This is a genomic window from Hyphomonas sp. (assembly GCF_037969335.1).
GTDB lineage: Bacteria > Pseudomonadota > Alphaproteobacteria > Caulobacterales > Hyphomonadaceae > Hyphomonas.
This window is the reverse complement of sequence record NZ_JBBKXE010000059.1, coordinates 1-19,065: the sequence shown is the minus strand read 5'-3', so window position 1 is coordinate 19,065 and position 19,065 is coordinate 1. Positions and strand designations below refer to the sequence as shown.

Sequence of the window (19,065 nt, the reverse complement as noted above, 5' to 3'; positions counted from 1 at the left end):
GGGCCGGGGCGATGGGGCAGACCCAGTTCATGCCATCCAGCTATCTGGCCTATGCCGAAGATTTCGACGGCGACGGGCACAAGGACGTCTGGAAGAATGAAGGCGATGCGCTCGCTTCGGCGGCCAATTACCTGAAGAAATCCGGCTATGCGATGGGCCAGCCCTGGGGAATCGAAGTGGCCGTGCCAGCGGGGTTCGACTTCAGCCTGGCCGATGGCAATGAGCGGCGCATGGATACGTGGCGGGCGGCCGGACTGGGGCCGATAACCGGCGGACCCTTCGAGACCGGCGGGGCGGACTTCGCGCAACTCTGGCTGCCAGCGGGCGCCGAGGGACCGAAATACCTGCTGTTCAACAATTTCAAAGTGTTCAAAGCCTACAACAATGCCGACTCATATGCCTTTGCGGTCGGCATGGCGGGCAATGCCGTCATCGGAAAAGGCGGACCGGTCACGCCCTGGCCGACCCATCTGAGGTCCTTGTCGGTGGCGGATATCAAGGCGCTGCAGGCCGGCCTCAACAGCCGCGGGTTCAGTGCCGGACCGGTGGACGGGATTCCCGGCCGCCAGACGAAACTGGCACTGATGGGTTTCCAGAAATCGCGCGGACTGGTGGCCGACGGCTATCCGACCAAGGAGATGCTGGCACTGGTGACGGATGGCGGCAGCAGCGGCGTGGGCGTGTCGACGTCGACCGACGGCCCGAGCTGATCAGTCGGCCTCGGCATATTCGCCGACACCATCCTTGAGGCCGAACCGGGCGAACAGGATCATGAAGACCAGCAGGCCCGCGCAGATGACGAAGGGCAGGTGCGGGTTCACATATTCGTACAGGAACAGGCCGAAGAAGGGCGTGATGATGAAGCCCATGCCATTGGCCGAGATGACCAGTCCGGCGACATTGCCCTGAAGCTGTGGCGAGACCGCCAGCGACGCGCCGCTGGAGAAGCCGGGCCGGGCGAGGCCCTGACCGAGGCCGATGCAGAACTGCGCGAGGATGAGGCTGGCATAGTCGCGCGCGAACACGAGAATGATCGCGCCGAGGAAAAGCGGTACGCAGCCGACCATCATCAGCGTCTTGTTGCGCAGGTTGAGGCGCGGGATCAGGACGAGTTGGGCGAGCAGCACGGCGAGCGCGCCGACGGTGAAAGCCGGGCCGGTGAATTGCGCGGCCTCGCGGCCTGACACGCCCATCCGGTCCATCACGGTGAAGACGAATACCTGGGTCAGTATGCCGGTGGTCAGCGACAGGCAGACAGCGAAGACGAGAAAGGGCAGGACCGTGCCTGAGCGCCAGAGGCCGTGGCCGCCGGTTTCATCATCATATTGTGTGGCATCGGTGACCGGGGCGCGCTGTTCCGGGAGGCGGAACCAGATCAGGGCCGACATGGTGAAGGCGATCACGGCGGTGACGGCCAGCGGGCTGAGCAGGCCAGCGGTTGCGACAAGCGCCGCAGCGATTGCGGGGCCGATCACGGTGCCGACGCTGAAGCCGGACGTGATGAAGGCGATCTGGGACTGGCGTTCTGCCGGGCTGGTCCTGTCAGCGACATAGGCTTGCGCCGCCGGGTTCGCGCCCGAGCCCAGCAGGCCGAACATGGAGCGCGACGCGGCGAGGCAGATGAAGACCAGCGCCGTGCCTGTGATGATATGGTTGAGGCTGAGCCAGCCGAAGACCAGGAGGAGCGTCATCGACAGGCCGTAACCGGCAAGCCCCATGGCGGCGACCGGACGCCGGCCCCAGCGGTTCGATTTCCTGCCCCAGAAGGGCGACGTGACCGACCACCAGAAAGCCGACAGCGCGAAAATCGACCCGGCCATCCAGTCGGGCAGGTTCAGTTCGCGGGTCATCGGTGGCAGCACGGCGGCGATCAGCATCGTGTTGCCGGCGCCGATGGCCATGAGGGAAAAGAACAGTAAAAAGAAAGCGCCGCGGCGTTCGGGCCGCGGCACATCTTGAAGGGGATCGACTGTCTGGGTCATGTCCAGACTAATCGACTGGAGGGGTTAAAATGTCCAGCAGGAGACTTATCCCTTGTCTCCGGAGACGGGGGGATAGCATTCGCCGGACCAGGGCGAGAGGCGGGAATCCATCATGGAACGGTTGGAAAAATCGATGCAGGCGCGGCCAAAGGCGCGCACCGCTTCGGTCGCCTGTTCCTCGGCCCATGAATGGGCGCAGGCGGCCTGGTCTGGCGCAAGGCTGGCGGCATCGCCACCGGGCCGGCGATAGGATCCGATGAAATCGGAGACGCAGGTTGCGTAAGTGTCGATCTCCCGGGTGAAGGATTCACGCGCCGCCCGCGCGGATTCAAGGTCGGCCAGCGATGTGAGCGCCGCTGGCATATCGAGGCGCTGAACATCGCCGCAGGCTGTCCTGACGACGGCGCGTCCCTGTTCGGTCTGCTCGGCGGCGCAGACGCGGTAGCCGTCATTGGCGGCGTATTGCTGCGCGACACACGGCGCGGCGGCGGTGGCAAAGGCAAGGGCGGCGAGGAAAATGCGCATGGGCTGGAACGGCCTCCTGTGCGCCACCCCCCGATGACGCTTCGGCCTATTGATACGTGCACCGCCGGGACCGATCAACCGCCCGGTACAGGCGCAGGCCGGACGGGCCGAAAGAAACGCAGGGTTAAGACCCTTCTGCGCAGAGTGCAGGCTGTCATCGCCTTGAAAGGTATCGGTTTGGCGCAACTTGTCGGCCTCGTTCTCGTCATTGTCCTTGTTTTCGGCGGCCTTGTGCTGACCGGAGGACGTGCGGCCATGCATGCGCTGCCCTTCGAGCTGGCGCTGATTGGCGGCGCGGCTATCGGCACGGTGCTGATCGGCAATTCCCTCAGCGTGTCGCGCGAGGCGCTGGGCGGATTTGCCAAGGCGTTCCGTGGTGCCAAATGGGGGCGCGACGACTACCAGGACCTGCTGGTGCTGCTCGGCACGCTGATGCGCAAGGCGCGCCAGGGCGGCTTCGTGGCGATCGAATCCGATATCGAGGATCCCGAGACTTCGGCAGCCTTCCAGGCGGCGCCCCGGATACTTGATGATGATGCGGCGAGTGGCATGGTCTGCGATGCCTTCCGGCTGATGGCGCTGGACCTGTCCGACCCGGCCCGGGCAGAGGCCCGGATGGACCAGTCGATTGCCGTCTATCTCGACCAGCGCATGAAGGCGGTCGGCGCCCTGCACACGCTGGCGGACGCCCTGCCGGCGCTGGGCATCGTGGCGGCTGTCCTCGGCATTATCCGGACCATGGGATCGATCAACCAGTCACCAGAAATCCTGGGCGCGATGATCGGGTCGGCGCTGCTGGGCACATTCCTTGGCGTGTTTCTCGCTTACGGGCTTGTCGGGCCTGTGGCCGCCCGGTTCGGACAGATTGTCGAGGAAGATGCGCGCTTCCTGGACGTCATCCGGTCAGTCCTGGGCGCCTATGCCGAGGGGCTGCAGCCGGGAATTGCGCTGGAAATGGGCCGCACGACCATCCCGCCCGCCCTCCAGCCGGACCCGTCGACCCTGGAACGGGCACTGAGCGCCTCGCGATTCGTTGCCAAGTCACGAACAGCGGCCTGAAATTCGCAGCGATTGTTTAACGGTCGCGAAATTCGGTTCTGAGACAGTCGCCTGATCCGCATGGACGAGGTGATAGCAATGCCAAATACAGCTGTAGAAATGCTCCCCCAGCGCAAATACTGGGTTTCAGGTAACCTGAAAATGGTCGCCACAGGCCTGACCGGCCTGATTGCGATATTTGTCGCCCTGAAAGCGACAGCCTATAATTCGGGCGGCGTAATCGGCATTGAAGACCATGTCTTCCGCATGGTGGCCTTCGCCTCACTGACAATCTGGGTCGCGCTGACCATCGGCCTGCGCCGGTCGGGTACGGCGGCGGTGATCACGCTGGGCTTTGCGACCTTTGTCGAACTGATCCTCGAGCCTGCACGGGGTCAGGACTATGGCACGCTGGCCTCGACCAATCTTGGTATCGTGCTCGCCTATTGCGGCCTGCAGCTCTATTGGTACCGTCTGGCTGACGACCGCAAGGCGGCCAAAGCCGAGACGGCGGCCTAAGCCGGCCCCGCACAGCTTGCATTGACGCGGCGGGCAGGCGCGGGCGAGTGTCCGCACCATGCCTGACATACGCCTTTCGACCTTCAATTGCGAAAACCTGATGATGCGCTGCGACTTTCGCAGGGCTGGTATCGCCAATGCGCGCCAGCGCCTGACCGATGTCGACAATGTGCAGGTCGCCGAACAGGTGGATTCCGTTTTCAATGTGCTGTCCGAGGACGACCGGACCCTGACCGCGCAGGCGCTGGTGGCGACCGAGGCGGATGTCTGCGCCCTGCAGGAAGTCGAAAACCTGGTCACGCTGACGGCGTTCGACACCCGCTACATTGCCCGGTGGGCCGGCAGTGCGTTCGGTGAACGCGTGCTGCACGAAGGCAATGATACACGCGGGATCGATGTGGCCCTGCTGTCGCGCCTGCCGGTGGTCTTCCAGCGCAGTCATGCGCGATCGACATTCGGTTCGCTCGGGGTTGTCCCGCCAGAGGGCCACGGCGTGAACGATTATGCCTTCCGCCGTGACTGCCTGGAAGTGGACGTGGCCAAGGACGGGCGCGCGCTGACCCTGTTCGTCTGCCATTTCAAGTCGATGCATGGCGGTCGGGTCAGGACCCGAGGCGTGCGCGAGGCCGAGGCAGAAGCCGTGCGCCAGGTGATCCGGAACCGGTTCGAGCATCCGGCGGACGAGGATTGGGTCATTCTCGGTGACTTCAACGATTATCGCCAGGTCGATGGCGTGGCCGTGGGACATTCGGGTCTCGGCCCGCTGCTGGACGACGGGTTTGCCGTCGACCTCGCCTTACGCGCGATTCCTGATCCGTTTGACCGCTGGACGCACCACTATCCGGAGGATGACGTCTATGGCGCGCTCGACCATATGTTCCTGTCGCCGCGTCTTGCCGCGCAGAATCCGGCGCCGGAAACGCGTATAATCCGGGCCGGTTCGCCCTATCATGCCGCCCGGTATACCGGGCTCAGGTTCCCCGGAATTGGCTGGAAGGTGCCCAAGGCATCCGATCATTGCCCGATGGCGGCGACCTTAAAGTTTGAAGGCCGGGCCTTATCAGCCTAGTCTTTCGTACATATCTGACCTGCCCAGGCTGGAGGCCATGCCCATTGTCGCGTTTCGATGAACTGATCGCCACGGTTGAAATATACCAGGCGCTCGCCGCCGAGAATTACAACCGTATCCGTTCGCTCGCCGAAGAAGTGCGGGCGGGCCTGTGCGACTATATCGGCGCGTCTGACGGCATTTGCGTCCATCTCGTGCCGCCGACAGGCTCATTCGAGCCCAAGCCGCATGGTGACGGAGCGTTTTCGCTGCCACCACGGGGATTCCGGCCGCTGGTGCCGATCGCGTTCGGCCTCGCCGTTCGCGTGTCGCAACAGGCCGACTGGCTGCGGGTGAGCATGGAATGCCGGAAGGTTGGCGAGGTCTTCATCGTCCAGATCGAGGACGGCGCCGAGTATGAATTCCACCTGCCGCTCAGGGACAAGGACCCCGAGCCCTTTTACGAGCATGTCTATTCACATGTGATCAATTGGTTTGCGGAGAATATCGAACGTTACAAGGTGGGCGACTACGGAACCCGGGGGATCGGCTTTGACTTTGCGGATGACATCAAGGGTCACCCTGCTTAAGGCAGGTGGGGATTATCTGGCGGTTGAGCTGATAGGGCACGCATGAACCATATGGACTTTGCTCTCGCGGGTGCCGGATCCAGCGAGCTGATCTTCGCCTGTGCGCTGATCGGCGCGCTGGGAATCGGCGCGCAATGGCTTGCCTGGCGCCTGCAGGCGCCGGCAATCGTGCTGATGGCGATGGCTGGCCTGGCAGCCGGCCCGCTTTGGGCCGTGATCTTCGGACAGCCTCTTCTGGATCCCGAAGCCGTGTTCAATGGCGGCGGCAATGACCTGTTGCGGCCGATCGTGTCGCTGGCGGTGGCCGTGATCCTGTTCGAGGGCGGGCTTGTCCTCAAATTCGAGAACCTGCGCGATGCTGGCGCCGCCGTGCGGCGCATGGTGTTCATTGGCGGGCCGCTGGCCTGGGGGCTTGGCACGTTGGCGGCGCGTTACGCGGCCGGGCTCGACTGGTCCAGTTCCATTGTGTTTGCGGGCGTAATGGTGGTTACCGGGCCGACCGTGATCATGCCGTTGCTGCGCCAGTCGAAGCTGGGTGGCAAGGCAGGTGCGTTCCTGAAATGGGAAGGCATCGTCAACGACCCGATCGGCGCACTTTTCGCGGTGGCGTCGTTCGAGATCATCAGCGTGGCGGCAACCGGCGAGTCGATTCTCGGCAAGGGCGCGATGATCGTGTTTGCCGCCGCACTCGGCGTGGCGCTCGGCATTGCGTTCGGCTGGGCCATTGTGCGGGCCTTCCGGGCCGGGTGGACACCGGAATATCTGAAAGCGCCGATCATCTTTGCCTCGATCATCCTCTGCTATGCGCTGGCCGAGCAGATCGAGAAAGAAATCGGCCTCGTTGCGGTGACCGCCTATGGCATGACGCTCGCGAATTCACGGCTCGCCGGAATCGCCGAGCTGCGGAAATTCAAGGAAGATATTGCGGTCCTGCTGGTCTCCGGCGTGTTCGTGATCCTCACGGCGAACCTGAAACCCGCTGTCATCCAGGACGCGCTGACCTGGCGCACACTCGCCTTCCTCGCGGTCATGATGCTGGTCGTGCGGCCGCTGTCGGTCTGGATATCCACCTATGGCACGCTGAAGCGCAATGAGGCGCTGCTGCTTGGCTGGATCGCGCCGCGCGGGATCGTGGCTGTGGCGGTATCCAGCCTGTTCGCGACCCTGCTTGAAGATCTCGGGCGCCGCGGCGACAGCAAGTTCTATTTCTCGGGGGCCGAACAGATCACGCCGCTCGCCTTTGCCATGGTATTCGTCACGGTGGTGCTGCACGGCTTTACGATCGGGCCGCTGGCGCGCCGGCTCGGCCTGGCTCGCAAGGACAAGCCGGGCGTGCTGCTGGTGGGCGTGAACCCGTGGAGCATCGACCTTGCGAAGGCACTGCGCGACGTCGGTGTCGAGCCGATCCTGGCTGATAATAACTGGCGCCGCCTGCGCCCGGCGCGCGAAGCCGGCCTGAATACGTTCTTCGGGGAGGTCCTGTCAGAGGATGCCGAGGTGCGCCTTGACCATTCGGCCTTCGACCAGGTTATCGGCCTTTCGGCGAACGAGCCCTATAATGCGCTTGTGTCGGGGCATTTCGCCCCCGAACTCGGACGTCACAAGGTCTACCAGCTGTCCGCGCAGGACACCGAGGACGAGGACCCGCGGGCGATCGGAATGGGTACGCGCGGGCGTACGCTGATCCGGCGCGGGCGCGGCTATGACAGCCTGATACGGGATCATTATCGCGGCTGGACGTTCGGCAAGACCAAGCTCACCGACGAATACGATCTCGAGGATTTCCGCGAGGACCGGCAGAAATCCGACCTGATTGCCGAAGTGCGGTCGGACGGCACCGTGACCTTCCTCGGGCCGAACCGGGAGCCAAAAGGCGGAGAGGGCGTGACCCTGATCAGCTTTGGTCCGGCCAGGCCGACGGAATCCGAGAAAGATCTGGCCTCCGCCCAGGCAGGATAAAAGCCCCCGCATACTCAGTCTAAAACATGGACCATCTAAGTTGGCGTGCCCTGAGTAGTCAAAACGCACTGAAAAATGCGCCACAATCGTGAGCGGTCGCTCTCAAAATTTATTTTCAGTATGGGGACTTCTGGCCGGGATACGCCGCCGGGCTTAACCTTCAGCTGGCGGATTATTCCCCAGCCGATTGAAGTCCGGCGCCGTGAGTACGCAACCAGGCGCGTTGGCGCTTCCAGTCCGGGACACATCGGGAGACATGTGCCCAGAATTTCGGCGAATGATTCATCTCGAGAATGTGAGCGCATTCATGTGCGGCGACGTAGTCGAGCACTTTTGGCGGCGCCATGACCAGGCGCCACGAAAAGGAGAGTTGCCCGTCTGACGTGCACGATCCCCAGCGTGAGCGGGTGTCTTTCACAGAAATTGATTTGTATTCAACGCCGAGCGCCTCGGCGTGGCGGTTAACTGACCGTGTCAGATCCGCTTTTGCCTGCTTTTTCAGGTAGCGTGTCACGCGAGATGGTAGTGTTTCCGGATCGCCGGGTGCGCTCAGGAGCAGGGGGTCGCCGGGCCACATCTTGGGCAGGCGGGTGTCGCCATTTGCCGTGAGTTGGCACGGTTCGCCGCGAAAACTGATGATTTCGGCTTCTTCAAAGCGAACGATTTCGGGCAAATGCTGGAGGCGCGTGGATATCCATTCGACGCGTTCTGCAGCAAATGCAGCAGCATCCTTGATCTGGCGGTTGCTTGGAGCGACCGCTACAGCCTCGCGCCGACGCTCGTCCAGCCGCAAAATCAGCCGTCTCGCCTTGGAATTTACTTCAAATCGTACCACAACGCGCGAACCATTCGGCGCCTTCAGTGTCATTGTCTGGCCATTGTTGTATGCCATATATCAAACTCTCAAGAGACGCGTCGGGGACACCTGCTCGCAGTTATTCAATAAAGGGACCAAAGATGAAATATCTGCTGACAGGCGTTGCCGCCCTCACTTTGCTTACGGCATGCGGTGACAAAAACAAGGACAAGGATGGCGCTGGCCAGGCCGGGATCGAATATTCTCAGGACAAAACGAAGAAGATCAAACTTCGTAAAGGAGACCCAGCAACTGCTGGCCAGGTTCTGAGTGCAATGTCTTTGACCCAGTCTGGTGCAGGCCGGGTCAGCTTTGCGAGCAGTGACGTCAAGGGCGTCAAGGCTGTCTTCAAGGACGTGACCCTCCTGTCGTCGGAAGATGACAGTGTGGAAGGTGCCAGCCTTGATGATGACGATGGCGAGCTTCACCTCAAGGGCGCTGACCTGAAGGCCGGCACGATGGCTTTCGATGGCCTCGGCATGATCGATGGCAAGCCGAATTTCGCGCGCGTTGTGCTTTCAGACATCACCTTCGTTCCGAAGAATCCCGAAGAAGTGCACGGATCAAGCAAGATCAAATCAATGGAACTGGTCAATCCTTCGCCCGAAACAGCGGCCTGGATTGCCAGCCTGTTCGGCAAGGGCGAAGCGATGGACATGCCCGAGGGCAAGGCGCTGTCTTTCGATCTCTGGTCGATGAATGACGTCAATTTCCAGATTGACGAGGAAGAGGGCCAGAAGGGCGCATTCCTTGTCTCGTCGGTCGAAATGCTTGGCCTGAAGGATGAGAAACTCGAGCGGATGGCCATGAAGGGCTTCAGTCTCGACATGACCGATCCCACGGATGATACCGACCTGACGGCCCGTCTTGGCGGCGTCGACATCCGGGGCGCGAATCTCGGCATGTTCAACGACATGGCAGATGGCAAGGCGGCCAAGGGCATGCAGTCCGGCCTGTTCGAGATGCTCCAGAATGATCCGGCCAATCCGGGTTATGAATCCGTGTTGATCGACGACCTCAAGCTCGCCGTGTCGGGTGCCAGTTTCGACATGCCGAAGCTCAGCTCCAAGGTGACGCGTGACAAGAAAGGCCGGGCCGTGAAAGTCGCGACCGATCCGTTCAAGATGACGCTTGGCACCGGCGAAGGTGAACTCGGCGAGAAATTCGGCTCGCAGCTTGCGCTCCTCGGCTATGAGAAGCTCGAACTCAGCGGTCAGGGCGAGCAGACCTACGATCCTGACAAGGACATGGTCACGATCGCCAAGGGCAAGAATTTCTGGAAGCTGGATGACGGTTTCCGGCTGGATTTTTCAGGCAAGTATGAAGGCGCCAGTGCCGTTGCCGCCGCCCAGGCCAAGGCCATGGCAGAAGATGGTCCGTCCGATCCGGGGGCCCTCATGCAGGAAACCCTCGACAAGTTGCGGATCCATAATTTCCAGCTGTCATTTGACGATGACGGCTTCCTCAACCGGGCCTTCAATGCTTATGCCGCTCAGTCGGGCGAAGACCCGCAGCAGATACGCAGCCAGACAGCGGGCATGATGGCGATGTTGCCGATGATGGCGGCGGGTGCCGGTATCGACCCTGAACTGGCAAGCGAGGCATCTGCCGCGCTGTCCAGCTTCGTGACCGATCCGAAGACGCTGACCTTCTCAGTGGCGCCGTTGACGCCGCTGCGTGTGGCTGATTTCGCCGAAATGGAAGATCCGTCGGCCCTGACCAAGACGGCCCTCGGTTTCAGCGCGACGAACGAATAGGTTCATCCTTGGATAAATGAATGGCGCGCGCCCCCAGCTGGTGGCGCGCGCATTTATTTGTCCGCCGGACAGGGCATAGGCTTGCGACCATGAAAATCGCATTCTTTGGAGATGTCGTCGGCAAGCCCGGCAGGGCTGCTGTCCTCGAGTATTTGCCCGGGCTGAAAGCACGGCTGCGGCTCGATTTTGTCGTGGTCAATGCCGAGAATTCCGCTGGCGGGTTTGGCCTGACCGAAGCCATTGCCAACGAGTTCTTTGCGGCCGGCGCCGATTGCCTGACACTTGGCGACCATGCCTGGGACCAGCGCGAGGCGATGACCTATATCCAGCGCGAACCGCGCCTGTTGAGGCCGGTCAACTATCCGCCCGCCGCCAATGCGCCGGGCAAGGGCGCGCACCTGTTTGCGTTGCCCGACGGACGCCGCGTCGGTGTGGTGCAGGTGCAGGGCAATGTCTTCATGCGCCAGTCGCTGACCAATCCGTTTTCCGCCGTTGATGAAGCGCTCGATTCCATGCCGCTCGGCGCGGTGGCGGATGCGCTGATCGTCGACATGCATTGCGAGGCGACCAGCGAGAAAATGGCCATGGGCCATCATTGCGACGGACGGGCGAGCCTCGTCGTCGGCACGCATACGCATGTGCCGACGGCCGACACGATGATCCTCGAGAACGGCACGGCCTACCAGACCGATGCCGGCATGTGCGGCGACTATGACAGCGTCATCGGCATGCAGAAGCAGAACTCGCTGAACCGGTTCATCACCCAGCTGCCCGGCGAGCGCTACCAGCCTGCGCTGGGCGACGGCACGCTGTGCGGCACCTATGTCGAGACGGATGACGCAACCGGCCTGGCCGTGCGCATCGAGCCGATCCGGATGGGTGGACGATTGAGCGAGCAGGTGCCGGACTAGGCGCCGGAAATTTACACCGCGCGGTCGGACTTCCACCAGTTCGCCAGCGAGATAGCGCGGCGCTTGCTCGCACCGGCCAGCACGAGCAGGCCAGCCAGGATGCCGAGATTTTTGATGAAGTTCTGCATTTCGTGGCCACCTTCGATGCCGTCGAAATTCCAGAAATCATGCAGTAGCGCATTCACCAGAACAATGTAGATCACGAAGCCGAATGCCACGAACCGTACATGCCGCCCGCTGATCAGGGCCAGTCCGCCTGCAACGTTGACCACTGCGGCGAACCACATGAGCGGCGGGGCAAAGCCGACACCGTGATGCTCCATCAGCGCGACATGCATGTCAGGCGCGAGGAATTTCATGATCCCCGGCACGAGGAAATACAGGCCGAGCAGCACCCGCCCGGTCACGATCTCCCATTTGGCTTTCGTTTCGTCCATCAGGTGTCACCCATCCTTGTCTGAGACTCTTAGCACGTCCTGATCGGCGTCAGGGCGTCACGACCGGGAACCAGAAGTCGGGCCGGTCGAGCGTGCCGAACAGGGCGCCGAGCACCAGTGGGCTGCCGTCGATGGCGGCAGCGCCCGATTTGAGTTGCTCCGGCAGGGTCGTCTGGCCAAGCAGGACCAGGTCGAACACGGCGCGATCGATTGTCAGGGTCGCGGCGGCATTCTCGCTGGCGCCCTTGCGCGGCACCATGACTGATTTGCCGATCTGGAGCGTCACCGCCTCATCCCGGTCGGGGAAGACGAGGTTCACCGCAAACGGATCACCCGTCATCTTTTCAGGATTGAAGCGCGCGGCGAGGGAATCCATCAGGTCGAGCGTATCGACGGCGCGCAGGAATTCGGCATTGCCGAGTTGCGGATTGCCGAGGCTGGGGATGCCGTTGCGCAGCTCGTTGGCGCCAGCGAGGTAATAGCTGCGCCAGGCGCCGCTCTCGGCCTGGAAGCCGAGCTGTTCATAGGCGGCAGCCAGCCAGTTGCGGGCCGTCTCGTTTTCCGGGTCGGCGAAGACAACATGGTTGAAGACTTCGGCGGCCCAGCGGAAATCGCCCGCGTCGAAGGCTTTCGCGCCGAGGGCCAGCGTGGCGTCAGCCCCGCCCATCGCCTCGACATAGCGCGCTGCGGTCACGACATGCGGCAGCTTGTTGTACTCCGCGGGCACACCCCCCCACCAGCCGAAATAGTATTGGTAGACGGCTTTGGCATTGTGATTGAGCGTGCCGTAATAGCCGCGCGTGTTGAACGCTTCTGCCTCGCTTTCGAATGCGGGCTCGCTGACCGCTTCGGCGGCCTCGGTCATGGTGGCGCCGGCATTGGCGTTGCGCAGTGTCTGGTCGTGGACATAGCGGTAGATGTCGCGCTGGTGCGTCAGCAGGCTGGTGACATTGTCCTCGCCCCAGGTCGGCCAGTGGTGCGAGGCGAAGACGAAGTCGGACTTGTCGCCATAGGTCTCCAGCACATAGTCGATGGCGCGGGTCCAGCCGAGGGCGTCACGGACTTTCGCGCCGCGCGGGGTCAGCAGGTTATGGAACGTGGCGGTGACGACTTCTGCCGTGCACAGGGCGCGGCGTTCGGGCAGGTAGAACATGAATTCGGCGGGCGCTTCGGTGCCTGCCGCGTCGATGAATTCGAAGGTCACGCCGTCCACCACGCGCTGCGTGCCGCGACCGGCAATCTCTTCGGTCGGCGCGATCAGGCTGATCGTGCCCTGCGGGAGGCCGGGGCCAAGGCCGGAACCGACATGGGCGGTCGGGCTGCGGGGAATCGTATTTCCGAACATGAAGGTCGAGCGGCGGCTCATCTGGTTGCCGGCGATCAGGTTTTCGCTGACGGCATGCTCGAGGAAGCCGATGGGGGCGAGGATGGGCACGTTGCGGGCCTTGGCATCATCCTCGGTCAGCACGCCGCGGGCGCCGCCGAAATGGTCGGCATGGCTGTGCGTATAGAGCAGGCCGGTAACCGGGCGTTCGCCGAGCGTGTCATTAACGAGTTTCAGGGACGCGGCGGCGGTTTCGACGCTGGTCAGCGGGTCGACGATGATCCAGCCGGTCTTGCCCTCGATCACGCTCATCACGGAGAGATCATAGCCGCGCACCTGCCAGATACCGGGGCCGACCTCGAACAGGCCATGTTCTGCGGCAAGCCGCGACTGGCGCCAGAGCGAAGGGTTCACCGTGTCGGGCGCGTCGCCTCTCAGGAAATCGAATTGCGGGATCGACCAGACGATACCGCCCTCGGCATTGAGGATGGCCGGTGCGTCGATAAAGGCGATGCGGCCCCGGCTGGCATCTTCAACATCGCTCTGCTCGTCCAGTGGCAGCCGCGCAGCGAGCGCGGTGTTGGCGGCCCGGGTTGCATCCGTGGCGACGCCTGCCGGTGGCGGCGCGGGCACGTCAGGCGCTGGCGCCTCACCGGAGCAGGCGGACAGGACAATGGCGCACAGCCAGAGCATGCGTTGGCGCATCTTGATCTCCTCCCAGGAGTTTTTTGTAACTTCGAAGATTTGCCGGACCTCTGCAAGGGCTGACGCCGCGACGCTTGGAAGTCAGGCCATCCTGCGCTAAAGGCCACGCTTCACGTTCCCGACCCCAAAGAGGTTTTCATGGCCGGCCATAGTAAATGGGCAAATATCCAGCACCGCAAAGGTGCGCAGGACAAGAAGCGCGCTGTTCGCTTTGCGCGTCTGTCGAAAGAGATCACGATCGCGTCCAAGATGGGCGGGCCTGACCCGGACGGAAACCCGCGCCTGCGCCTCGCCATCCAGAACGCCAAGGGCCAGTCGGTTCCGAAGGACAATATCCAGCGCGCCATCGACAAGGGCGTGGGCGGCGGCGGCGAAGACTATGTCGACATGCGCTACGAGGGCTTCGGGCCGGGCGGCGTGGGCATCATCGTCGAGGCCTCAACCGACAACAAGAACCGCACGGCAACCGATGTGCGCACGGCATTCTCCAAGAATGGCGGCAATCTCGGCGAAACCGGCTCGGTTTCCTTCGGTTTCGACCAGGTCGGCGAGATCGAATATCCGGCCAGCGTCGGCACTGAAGACGAAGTGATGGAAGCGGCCATCCTGGCAGGCGCGATGGACGTGGAATCCGACGCGGAATCCCACTTCATCTATACCGAGCGCGAAGAACTCCAGACCGTCGCCGACGCACTGGCCGAACATTTCGGCGCTGACGTGGAAGCGAAATCAACCAAGCTGATCTGGAAGCCGCAGAACACGATTCCGGTTGAAGGCGATTCTGCCGATACGCTGATGAAGCTGCTCGACGTGCTCGACGAGCTCGACGATGTGCAGAACGTCTATGACAATTCCGAACTGTCGGATGAAGAAGCAGCCCGCCTCGGCGGCGCCTAGGCGGACACTTTCGTTGGCGGAAACGCGCCCGCACGGCTGAGCGACGACGACACCGGGTGCTGGAGGACTGTCTCCAGCCAATGGGCCGTCTCGATCAGCTTGCCGAGATCGAGCCCGGTGTCGAAACCCACACGCTCCAGCATGTAGACGACGTCTTCAGTGGCCACATTGCCCGTCGCGGCTGGCGCGAACGGGCAGCCGCCGATACCGCCGCAGCTGGCGTCAATCACATCCACGCCCGCATCAATGGCGGCCGCCACATTGGCGAGCGCCGCCCCGCGCGTGTCGTGGAAGTGCATACGCAGGAACACGTCCGGCGCTTCCATGCGGACGCGCTCGATCCGCGCGCGCACGTCCCAGGGCGTCGCCACACCGATCGTATCGCCGAGGGCGAGTTCGTTGACGCCTGCCCGCTGGGCCTGTGCCGCGAGATTGCCGACGACCGCAATGTCGACATCGCCATCAAAAGGGTCGCCAAACGCGACCGAGATCGTGGCCGACAGCGGAATGCCCGCTTCGAGGATCAGCGGTGCGCACTGGGCCAGCATGTCGGCGCTGTCCTGCGGGGACATGCCCTGATTGCGCTTGCCGAAGGCTTCGCCAGCGACGAGCACGAAATTGATCTCGTCGGCGCCGGCGTCGATGGCCCGGCGTACGCCTTTTTCGTTGAGGGCCAGAGCGATGTGCCGGGTTGGACGGGACCGGTCGAGGCCTGCGAACACGGCGGCGGAATCGGCCATTTTCGGCACCGCTTTCGGATTGACGAAGCTGCCCGACTCCATTCGGCGCACACCGGCATCCTCAAGCCGGGAAATGAATTCCAGCTTCTGCTCGACCGTCAGGTTGGCCGGGTCGTTCTGCAGCCCGTCGCGCGGGCCGACCTCTACGATATCAATGCGGCGTGTCATGGACTCTGTCTTTCCTGGCTATTTGCCCTGGAAGGCCGGGGCGCGGCGTTCAACGAAACTCGCCACGCCTTCCTTGAAGTCGAATGTCGTGAAGCTGGCCGCCATTTCAACATCCGCTTCGGCAAGGCTCTCGGCATAGGACTGGAAATAGGACGCCCGGACCTGCCGCTTCATGACCGCAAGCGAGCGCGGCGACACCTGTGTCGAGAGGAAGGTCGCCAGTTCCTGCACGTGGGGCATCAGCTCGCCAGCGGGCAGCGACTTGTTGACCAGGCCGAGGTCGGCGGCTTCGGCGCCCGTGAACTTGCGGCCCGTGAACAGGAGATCGAGCGCGTTGGCTTCTCCGATGAGGCGTGGCAACAGCCAGCCGATGCCGTGCTCGGCGATCAGGCCGCGCTGGGAAAACGCCGTCGTGAATTTCGCGTCGTCGGTCGCGAAGCGCAGGTCGGCGAACAGGGAAAAGACGAGGCCGATGCCGGCGCATGGGCCGTTGATCGCCGCGATGATCGGTTTGGGGCAGGCATAGAGATAGCCGAACCGGCCATCATAGGTTTTTTCGAGACCGGTGGGCGTCGGGCGCTTAACGGCTGATGTGGCCGTCTTGGCCGCGCCGCCCGTATCATCCTGGATGTTCTGGAGGTGGTTCATGTCGGCCCCGGCGCAGAAGCCGCGGCCTGCGCCGGTTATGATGATGCAGCGCACGTCCGGATTGTCACCTGCGGCCCGTATCGCTGTTTCCAGCTCCGTCTGCATGACCGGGGTCCAGGCGTTGAGGCGCTCGGGCCGGTTCAGCGTGAGTGTCAGGACGCCGTCCTGCTGCGTCTCCAGAATTTGCGTATAGGCAGCCATGCTGCGTCTCCTCCGTGATTTTTTGCCAGTCTAGACGGGTTTCACGGGAAAGGGCAGCGAAGATCAAGCCTGGACGGGACGGGGCTGGTAGCGGTGCGCGTCAATCACGCCCTCCAGCAGGTTTTCCGAGAGCGGGGTGTCGCCGCGCTCCCGGTGCAGCACGGAAATATCGCCCGTGGTCTCCGCAACCGCCGCATCAACCTGGCTGAAGTCCAGCACATTGGCTTCCCGCAGCTTTCGGAGCAGGTCATTTTCTGTGATCCGGGCCTTGGCCATCTGGTCGCGCAGCATCTCGCCATTCGCCATGATGAGGCGGGGCTTGTTATTGGTGCTACCTTCAAACAGGTCGGAATGGACACGCAGGGTGGCGACGCTCATTTGCAGCACAAACAGGACGGCGAGGGCCATGACGCCCTGAGCCAGCGGTGGGTCCGGGGTCAGGATCACCGAAGCCAGAACGGAGCCGATCGAGACGGTGACCGCGAAATCGAACCCGCTCATCTTGGAAAAGCTGCGCACGCCGGCCAGGCGCGTCATGACGATTAGCGCGAAATACATGGCCATCGCCGTGATGATGACCATCAAAAGCGGCTGCGGGCTTGATGTGATCCAGTCCATGATTGAAATCCCCTCTGTGTGCCATTCCTAGCGCGCAATGGCCGTGGCGGTTCCGCTGGCGCCGTGGGCTGACGTGAACTATGGAGGATTTCATGACCGATTATTCTCCGCCTCTCGCGGGCGCTGCCCAGGACGAAACGCTTGAGCTGCGCCCGAAATTCAACGCTGACGGATTGATCGCGGCCATTGCGCAGGACGCGACGAGCGGCGACGTACTGATGCTGGCCTGGATGAATGCCGAGGCGCTCGCGGCGACACTTGCCACGGGCCGGGCGACCTATTGGTCCCGCTCGCGTGGGGCCTTGTGGGTGAAGGGCGAAACCTCCGGCCACACGCAGGCAGTGGTCGAGGTGCGGGTCGATTGCGACCAGGATGCTGTCCTGTTGCGCGTGCGCCAGACAGGCGGGGCCTGCCATACGGGGCGGGACAGCTGTTTCTACCGCGTGGTTGGCCCCGACGGGCAGACGCTTTCTCTGGGCGCGAAATCCGACTAGGCTCGCCTCAACGATGAAACCCGAGGGGAATACAATGCGCCTGACACATCTGTTTATCGCGGCATCCACGGCGGCGCTGCTGTCTGCCTGTACGCCAAAGACCGAGGCCCCGGCGCCTGAAGCCGCGCCTGCCGAGGCAGAAACGGCTGCGGCGGAAAAGCCGCTGCATGTCGCCGTGCTCGATTGCGGTACGATCAAGATTTCCGATCTCGATATCTTTTCGTCGGCGGGCGATTATGCCGGTCAATCGGACACGTTCACCGACACATGTTTCCTGGTCCATCATCCAAAAGGCATGCTGCTTTGGGACCTTGGCCTGCCGGGCATGCTGGTCGGCAATGGCGAGAACACGCAAGGCGTGTTCACAGTCTCGATGGACACGTCGATCACGGACCAGCTGGCCGCGTATGACATCGTGCCGTCGGACATCGACTATGTCGCGATCTCGCACAGCCATTTCGACCATATTGGCCAGATCGACCAGGTTCAGGCTTCGACCTTGCTGATCAACCAGAAGGAAAAGGACGCGATGTTCCCGCCGGACGGCTCGGCTCCTTATGACCCGAGCCTCGCGCCAGCCTTCGCCATGTTCAGCCCGATGCAACAACAGGTCATCGGCGACGAATATGACGTGTTCGGCGATGGCTCGGTCGTGATCTTCCAGACACCCGGCCATACGCCGGGCCATTCCTCATTGCAGCTGATGATGCCGGCAAGTGGCCCTGTCCTGCTGACGGGCGACCTCTATCACCGTACCGAAAGCCGCGAATTGAAGCGCGTGCCCCGCTTCAATTCCAGCGAACCGGACACGCTGGCCTCAATGGACGCGTTCGAAGCGCGCGCCGAACGCCTTGGCGCGAAGGTGATCATCCAGCACGAACCGGCCGATATTGAGCCTTTGGGCAGCGTGATCCGTTAGTCTCACGTATTGAAGGCGGGGATCAGTTCCCGCCTTCGAGCAGCCTGCGGGCAATCACCATGGCCTGCACTTCGCCGGCGCCCTCGAAGATGTTGAGGATGCGGGCATCGGCCAGCAGGCGACTGATCGGGTATTCGACGGCGAAGCCGTTGCCACCATGGATCTGCAGCGCATTGTCGGCAGCGGCCCAGGCAACGCGGGCTGCGAGCAGTTTCGCCATGCCGGCTTCAAGGTCGCAGCGTTTGTCGGCATCCTTCTGGCGAGCCGAGAAATAGGTCAGCTGGCGCACGCCGATGAGTTCGGCAGCCATCATGACCAGCTTGTTCGAGACGCGCGGGAAGCTGAAGATCGGGTGGCCGAACTGGTTGCGGTCGAGCGCGTATTGCAGGCCGATCTCGAACGCGTTCTGTGCCACGCCAATGCCGCGTGCGGCCGTCTGGATGCGCGCGCTTTCGAACGTCGCCATCAGCTGCTTGAAGCCCTGACCCTCGACGCCGCCAAGCAGGTTTTCCGATTTCACGCGGAAATCGTCAAAGCCGATCTCGTATTCCTTCATGCCGCGATCGCCGATGACTTCGATCTCGCCGCCGGTCATGCCGTCAGCCGGGAAGGGGTTGGCATCATCGCCGCGCGGCTTCTCGGCCAGGAACATGGACAGGCCGGAGAAATTGTACGTGGCCGGATCGGTGCGCGCGAGAACGGTCATTACGTCGGCGCGGACCGGGTGGG

20 protein-coding genes are annotated in these 19,065 nt (G+C 62.8%); 11 read left to right on the top strand and 9 right to left on the bottom strand.

Annotated elements, in window-relative coordinates:
- The coding region (locus AADA04_RS04915) for a lytic murein transglycosylase (protein ID WP_340692127.1) at positions 1-710 on the top strand (710 nt) is incomplete at its 5' end.
- Here AADA04_RS04915 and AADA04_RS04910 read toward each other — a convergent pair.
- Positions 711-1,982, bottom strand: a complete 1,272-nt coding sequence (locus AADA04_RS04910) for an MFS transporter (RefSeq protein ID WP_340692126.1) — start codon at positions 1,980-1,982, stop codon at positions 711-713.
- Positions 1,983-2,027: 45 nt separating this feature from the next.
- Positions 2,028-2,507, bottom strand: a complete 480-nt coding sequence (locus tag AADA04_RS04905) for a hypothetical protein (RefSeq protein ID WP_340692125.1) — start codon at positions 2,505-2,507, stop codon at positions 2,028-2,030.
- Between the two features lie 162 nt (positions 2,508-2,669).
- On the opposite strand from AADA04_RS04905, the gene motA reads away from it, so the two are divergent.
- The 5 genes from motA to AADA04_RS04880 all read left to right on the top strand — a co-directional run bounded on the left by motA (position 2,670) and on the right by AADA04_RS04880 (position 7,661).
- A complete protein-coding gene (gene motA / locus AADA04_RS04900; RefSeq protein ID WP_340692124.1) occupies positions 2,670-3,566 on the top strand; it encodes a flagellar motor stator protein MotA in 897 nt (298 codons plus the stop codon).
- 78 nt (positions 3,567-3,644) lie between these two features.
- Positions 3,645-4,064: a hypothetical protein gene (locus tag AADA04_RS04895; RefSeq protein ID WP_340692123.1), complete on the top strand. Its 420-nt coding sequence runs from the start codon at positions 3,645-3,647 to the stop codon at positions 4,062-4,064.
- 58 nt (positions 4,065-4,122) lie between these two features.
- Positions 4,123-5,133 (top strand): endonuclease/exonuclease/phosphatase family protein, encoded by a 1,011-nt coding sequence (locus AADA04_RS04890; protein ID WP_340692122.1) that lies wholly within the window; start codon positions 4,123-4,125, stop codon positions 5,131-5,133.
- Between the two features lie 44 nt (positions 5,134-5,177).
- Positions 5,178-5,702 (top strand): hypothetical protein, encoded by a 525-nt coding sequence (locus AADA04_RS04885; protein ID WP_340692121.1) that lies wholly within the window; start codon positions 5,178-5,180, stop codon positions 5,700-5,702.
- 42 nt (positions 5,703-5,744) lie between these two features.
- Positions 5,745-7,661 (top strand): sodium:proton antiporter, encoded by a 1,917-nt coding sequence (locus tag AADA04_RS04880; protein WP_340692120.1) that lies wholly within the window; start codon positions 5,745-5,747, stop codon positions 7,659-7,661.
- A gap of 172 nt (positions 7,662-7,833) precedes the next feature.
- Here the strand turns inward: AADA04_RS04880 and AADA04_RS04875 are convergent, their stop codons facing one another.
- Entirely contained in the window at positions 7,834-8,553 is a 720-nt protein-coding gene (locus AADA04_RS04875; protein WP_340692119.1) for a SprT family zinc-dependent metalloprotease, read from the bottom strand.
- 65 nt (positions 8,554-8,618) lie between these two features.
- On the opposite strand from AADA04_RS04875, the gene AADA04_RS04870 reads away from it, so the two are divergent.
- Positions 8,619-10,274 carry a hypothetical protein gene (locus AADA04_RS04870; RefSeq protein WP_340692118.1) on the top strand — a complete coding sequence of 552 codons (1,656 nt, stop codon included), beginning with the start codon at positions 8,619-8,621 and terminating at the stop codon, positions 10,272-10,274.
- 89 nt (positions 10,275-10,363) lie between these two features.
- Complete coding sequence (locus tag AADA04_RS04865; protein ID WP_340692117.1) at positions 10,364-11,185, top strand: TIGR00282 family metallophosphoesterase; 822 nt, start codon at positions 10,364-10,366, stop codon at positions 11,183-11,185.
- Between the two features lie 11 nt (positions 11,186-11,196).
- Here the strand turns inward: AADA04_RS04865 and AADA04_RS04860 are convergent, their stop codons facing one another.
- Positions 11,197-11,622 carry a DoxX family protein gene (locus AADA04_RS04860; protein WP_340692116.1) on the bottom strand — a complete coding sequence of 142 codons (426 nt, stop codon included), beginning with the start codon at positions 11,620-11,622 and terminating at the stop codon, positions 11,197-11,199.
- 49 nt (positions 11,623-11,671) lie between these two features.
- Positions 11,672-13,651 (bottom strand): alkyl sulfatase dimerization domain-containing protein, encoded by a 1,980-nt coding sequence (locus AADA04_RS04855; RefSeq protein ID WP_340692115.1) that lies wholly within the window; start codon positions 13,649-13,651, stop codon positions 11,672-11,674.
- Between the two features lie 138 nt (positions 13,652-13,789).
- Here AADA04_RS04855 and AADA04_RS04850 point away from each other — a divergent pair, with 138 nt between their 5' ends.
- A complete protein-coding gene (locus AADA04_RS04850) occupies positions 13,790-14,548 on the top strand; it encodes a YebC/PmpR family DNA-binding transcriptional regulator (protein WP_340692114.1) in 759 nt (252 codons plus the stop codon).
- On the opposite strand, the gene AADA04_RS04845 is transcribed toward AADA04_RS04850, so the two are convergent.
- The 3 genes from AADA04_RS04845 to AADA04_RS04835 all read right to left on the bottom strand — a co-directional run bounded on the left by AADA04_RS04845 (position 14,545) and on the right by AADA04_RS04835 (position 16,923).
- Positions 14,545-15,456 (bottom strand): hydroxymethylglutaryl-CoA lyase, encoded by a 912-nt coding sequence (locus AADA04_RS04845; protein ID WP_340692113.1) that lies wholly within the window; start codon positions 15,454-15,456, stop codon positions 14,545-14,547. The two genes, AADA04_RS04850 and AADA04_RS04845, sit on opposite strands and share 4 nt — an antisense overlap.
- An 18-nt stretch (positions 15,457-15,474) precedes the next feature.
- Complete coding sequence (locus tag AADA04_RS04840) at positions 15,475-16,305, bottom strand: enoyl-CoA hydratase (RefSeq protein ID WP_340692112.1); 831 nt, start codon at positions 16,303-16,305, stop codon at positions 15,475-15,477.
- A 63-nt stretch (positions 16,306-16,368) separates the two neighbouring features.
- Positions 16,369-16,923, bottom strand: coding sequence for a YetF domain-containing protein (locus AADA04_RS04835; protein ID WP_340692111.1), 555 nt, complete (start codon positions 16,921-16,923; stop codon positions 16,369-16,371).
- A 92-nt stretch (positions 16,924-17,015) separates the two neighbouring features.
- Here AADA04_RS04835 and hisI point away from each other — a divergent pair, with 92 nt between their 5' ends.
- Complete coding sequence (hisI, locus tag AADA04_RS04830; RefSeq protein ID WP_340692110.1) at positions 17,016-17,417, top strand: phosphoribosyl-AMP cyclohydrolase; 402 nt, start codon at positions 17,016-17,018, stop codon at positions 17,415-17,417.
- 34 nt (positions 17,418-17,451) lie between these two features.
- On the top strand, positions 17,452-18,336 hold the full coding sequence (locus tag AADA04_RS04825; RefSeq protein ID WP_340692109.1) for an N-acyl homoserine lactonase family protein: 885 nt from the start codon (positions 17,452-17,454) through the stop codon (positions 18,334-18,336).
- A gap of 22 nt (positions 18,337-18,358) precedes the next feature.
- Here the strand turns inward: AADA04_RS04825 and AADA04_RS04820 are convergent.
- Positions 18,359-19,065 (bottom strand): acyl-CoA dehydrogenase family protein (locus AADA04_RS04820; RefSeq protein WP_340692108.1); only part of this gene is annotated, 707 nt, incomplete at its 5' end.

Excerpts from the sequence above, each read along its gene's own strand:
- AADA04_RS04855 (WP_340692115.1), bottom strand. The coding sequence starts at position 13,651 with ATGCGCCAACGCATGCTCTGGCTGTGCGCCATTGTCCTGTCCGCCTGC.
- AADA04_RS04845 (WP_340692113.1), bottom strand. The coding sequence starts at position 15,456 with ATGACACGCCGCATTGATATCGTAGAGGTCGGCCCGCGCGACGGGCTG.
- AADA04_RS04850 (WP_340692114.1), top strand. The coding sequence starts at position 13,790 with ATGGCCGGCCATAGTAAATGGGCAAATATCCAGCACCGCAAAGGTGCG.
- AADA04_RS04865 (WP_340692117.1), top strand. The coding sequence starts at position 10,364 with ATGAAAATCGCATTCTTTGGAGATGTCGTCGGCAAGCCCGGCAGGGCT.
- AADA04_RS04835 (WP_340692111.1), bottom strand. The coding sequence starts at position 16,923 with ATGGACTGGATCACATCAAGCCCGCAGCCGCTTTTGATGGTCATCATC.
- AADA04_RS04875 (WP_340692119.1), bottom strand. The coding sequence starts at position 8,553 with ATGGCATACAACAATGGCCAGACAATGACACTGAAGGCGCCGAATGGT.
- AADA04_RS04870 (WP_340692118.1), top strand. The coding sequence starts at position 8,619 with ATGAAATATCTGCTGACAGGCGTTGCCGCCCTCACTTTGCTTACGGCA.
- AADA04_RS04895 (WP_340692123.1), top strand. The coding sequence starts at position 3,645 with ATGCCAAATACAGCTGTAGAAATGCTCCCCCAGCGCAAATACTGGGTT.
- AADA04_RS04880 (WP_340692120.1), top strand. The coding sequence starts at position 5,745 with ATGAACCATATGGACTTTGCTCTCGCGGGTGCCGGATCCAGCGAGCTG.
- AADA04_RS04860 (WP_340692116.1), bottom strand. The coding sequence starts at position 11,622 with ATGGACGAAACGAAAGCCAAATGGGAGATCGTGACCGGGCGGGTGCTG.
- AADA04_RS04905 (WP_340692125.1), bottom strand. The coding sequence starts at position 2,507 with ATGCGCATTTTCCTCGCCGCCCTTGCCTTTGCCACCGCCGCCGCGCCG.
- AADA04_RS04910 (WP_340692126.1), bottom strand. The coding sequence starts at position 1,982 with ATGACCCAGACAGTCGATCCCCTTCAAGATGTGCCGCGGCCCGAACGC.
- AADA04_RS04840 (WP_340692112.1), bottom strand. The coding sequence starts at position 16,305 with ATGGCTGCCTATACGCAAATTCTGGAGACGCAGCAGGACGGCGTCCTG.
- AADA04_RS04890 (WP_340692122.1), top strand. The coding sequence starts at position 4,123 with ATGCCTGACATACGCCTTTCGACCTTCAATTGCGAAAACCTGATGATG.
- hisI (WP_340692110.1), top strand. The coding sequence starts at position 17,016 with ATGACCGATTATTCTCCGCCTCTCGCGGGCGCTGCCCAGGACGAAACG.
- AADA04_RS04825 (WP_340692109.1), top strand. The coding sequence starts at position 17,452 with ATGCGCCTGACACATCTGTTTATCGCGGCATCCACGGCGGCGCTGCTG.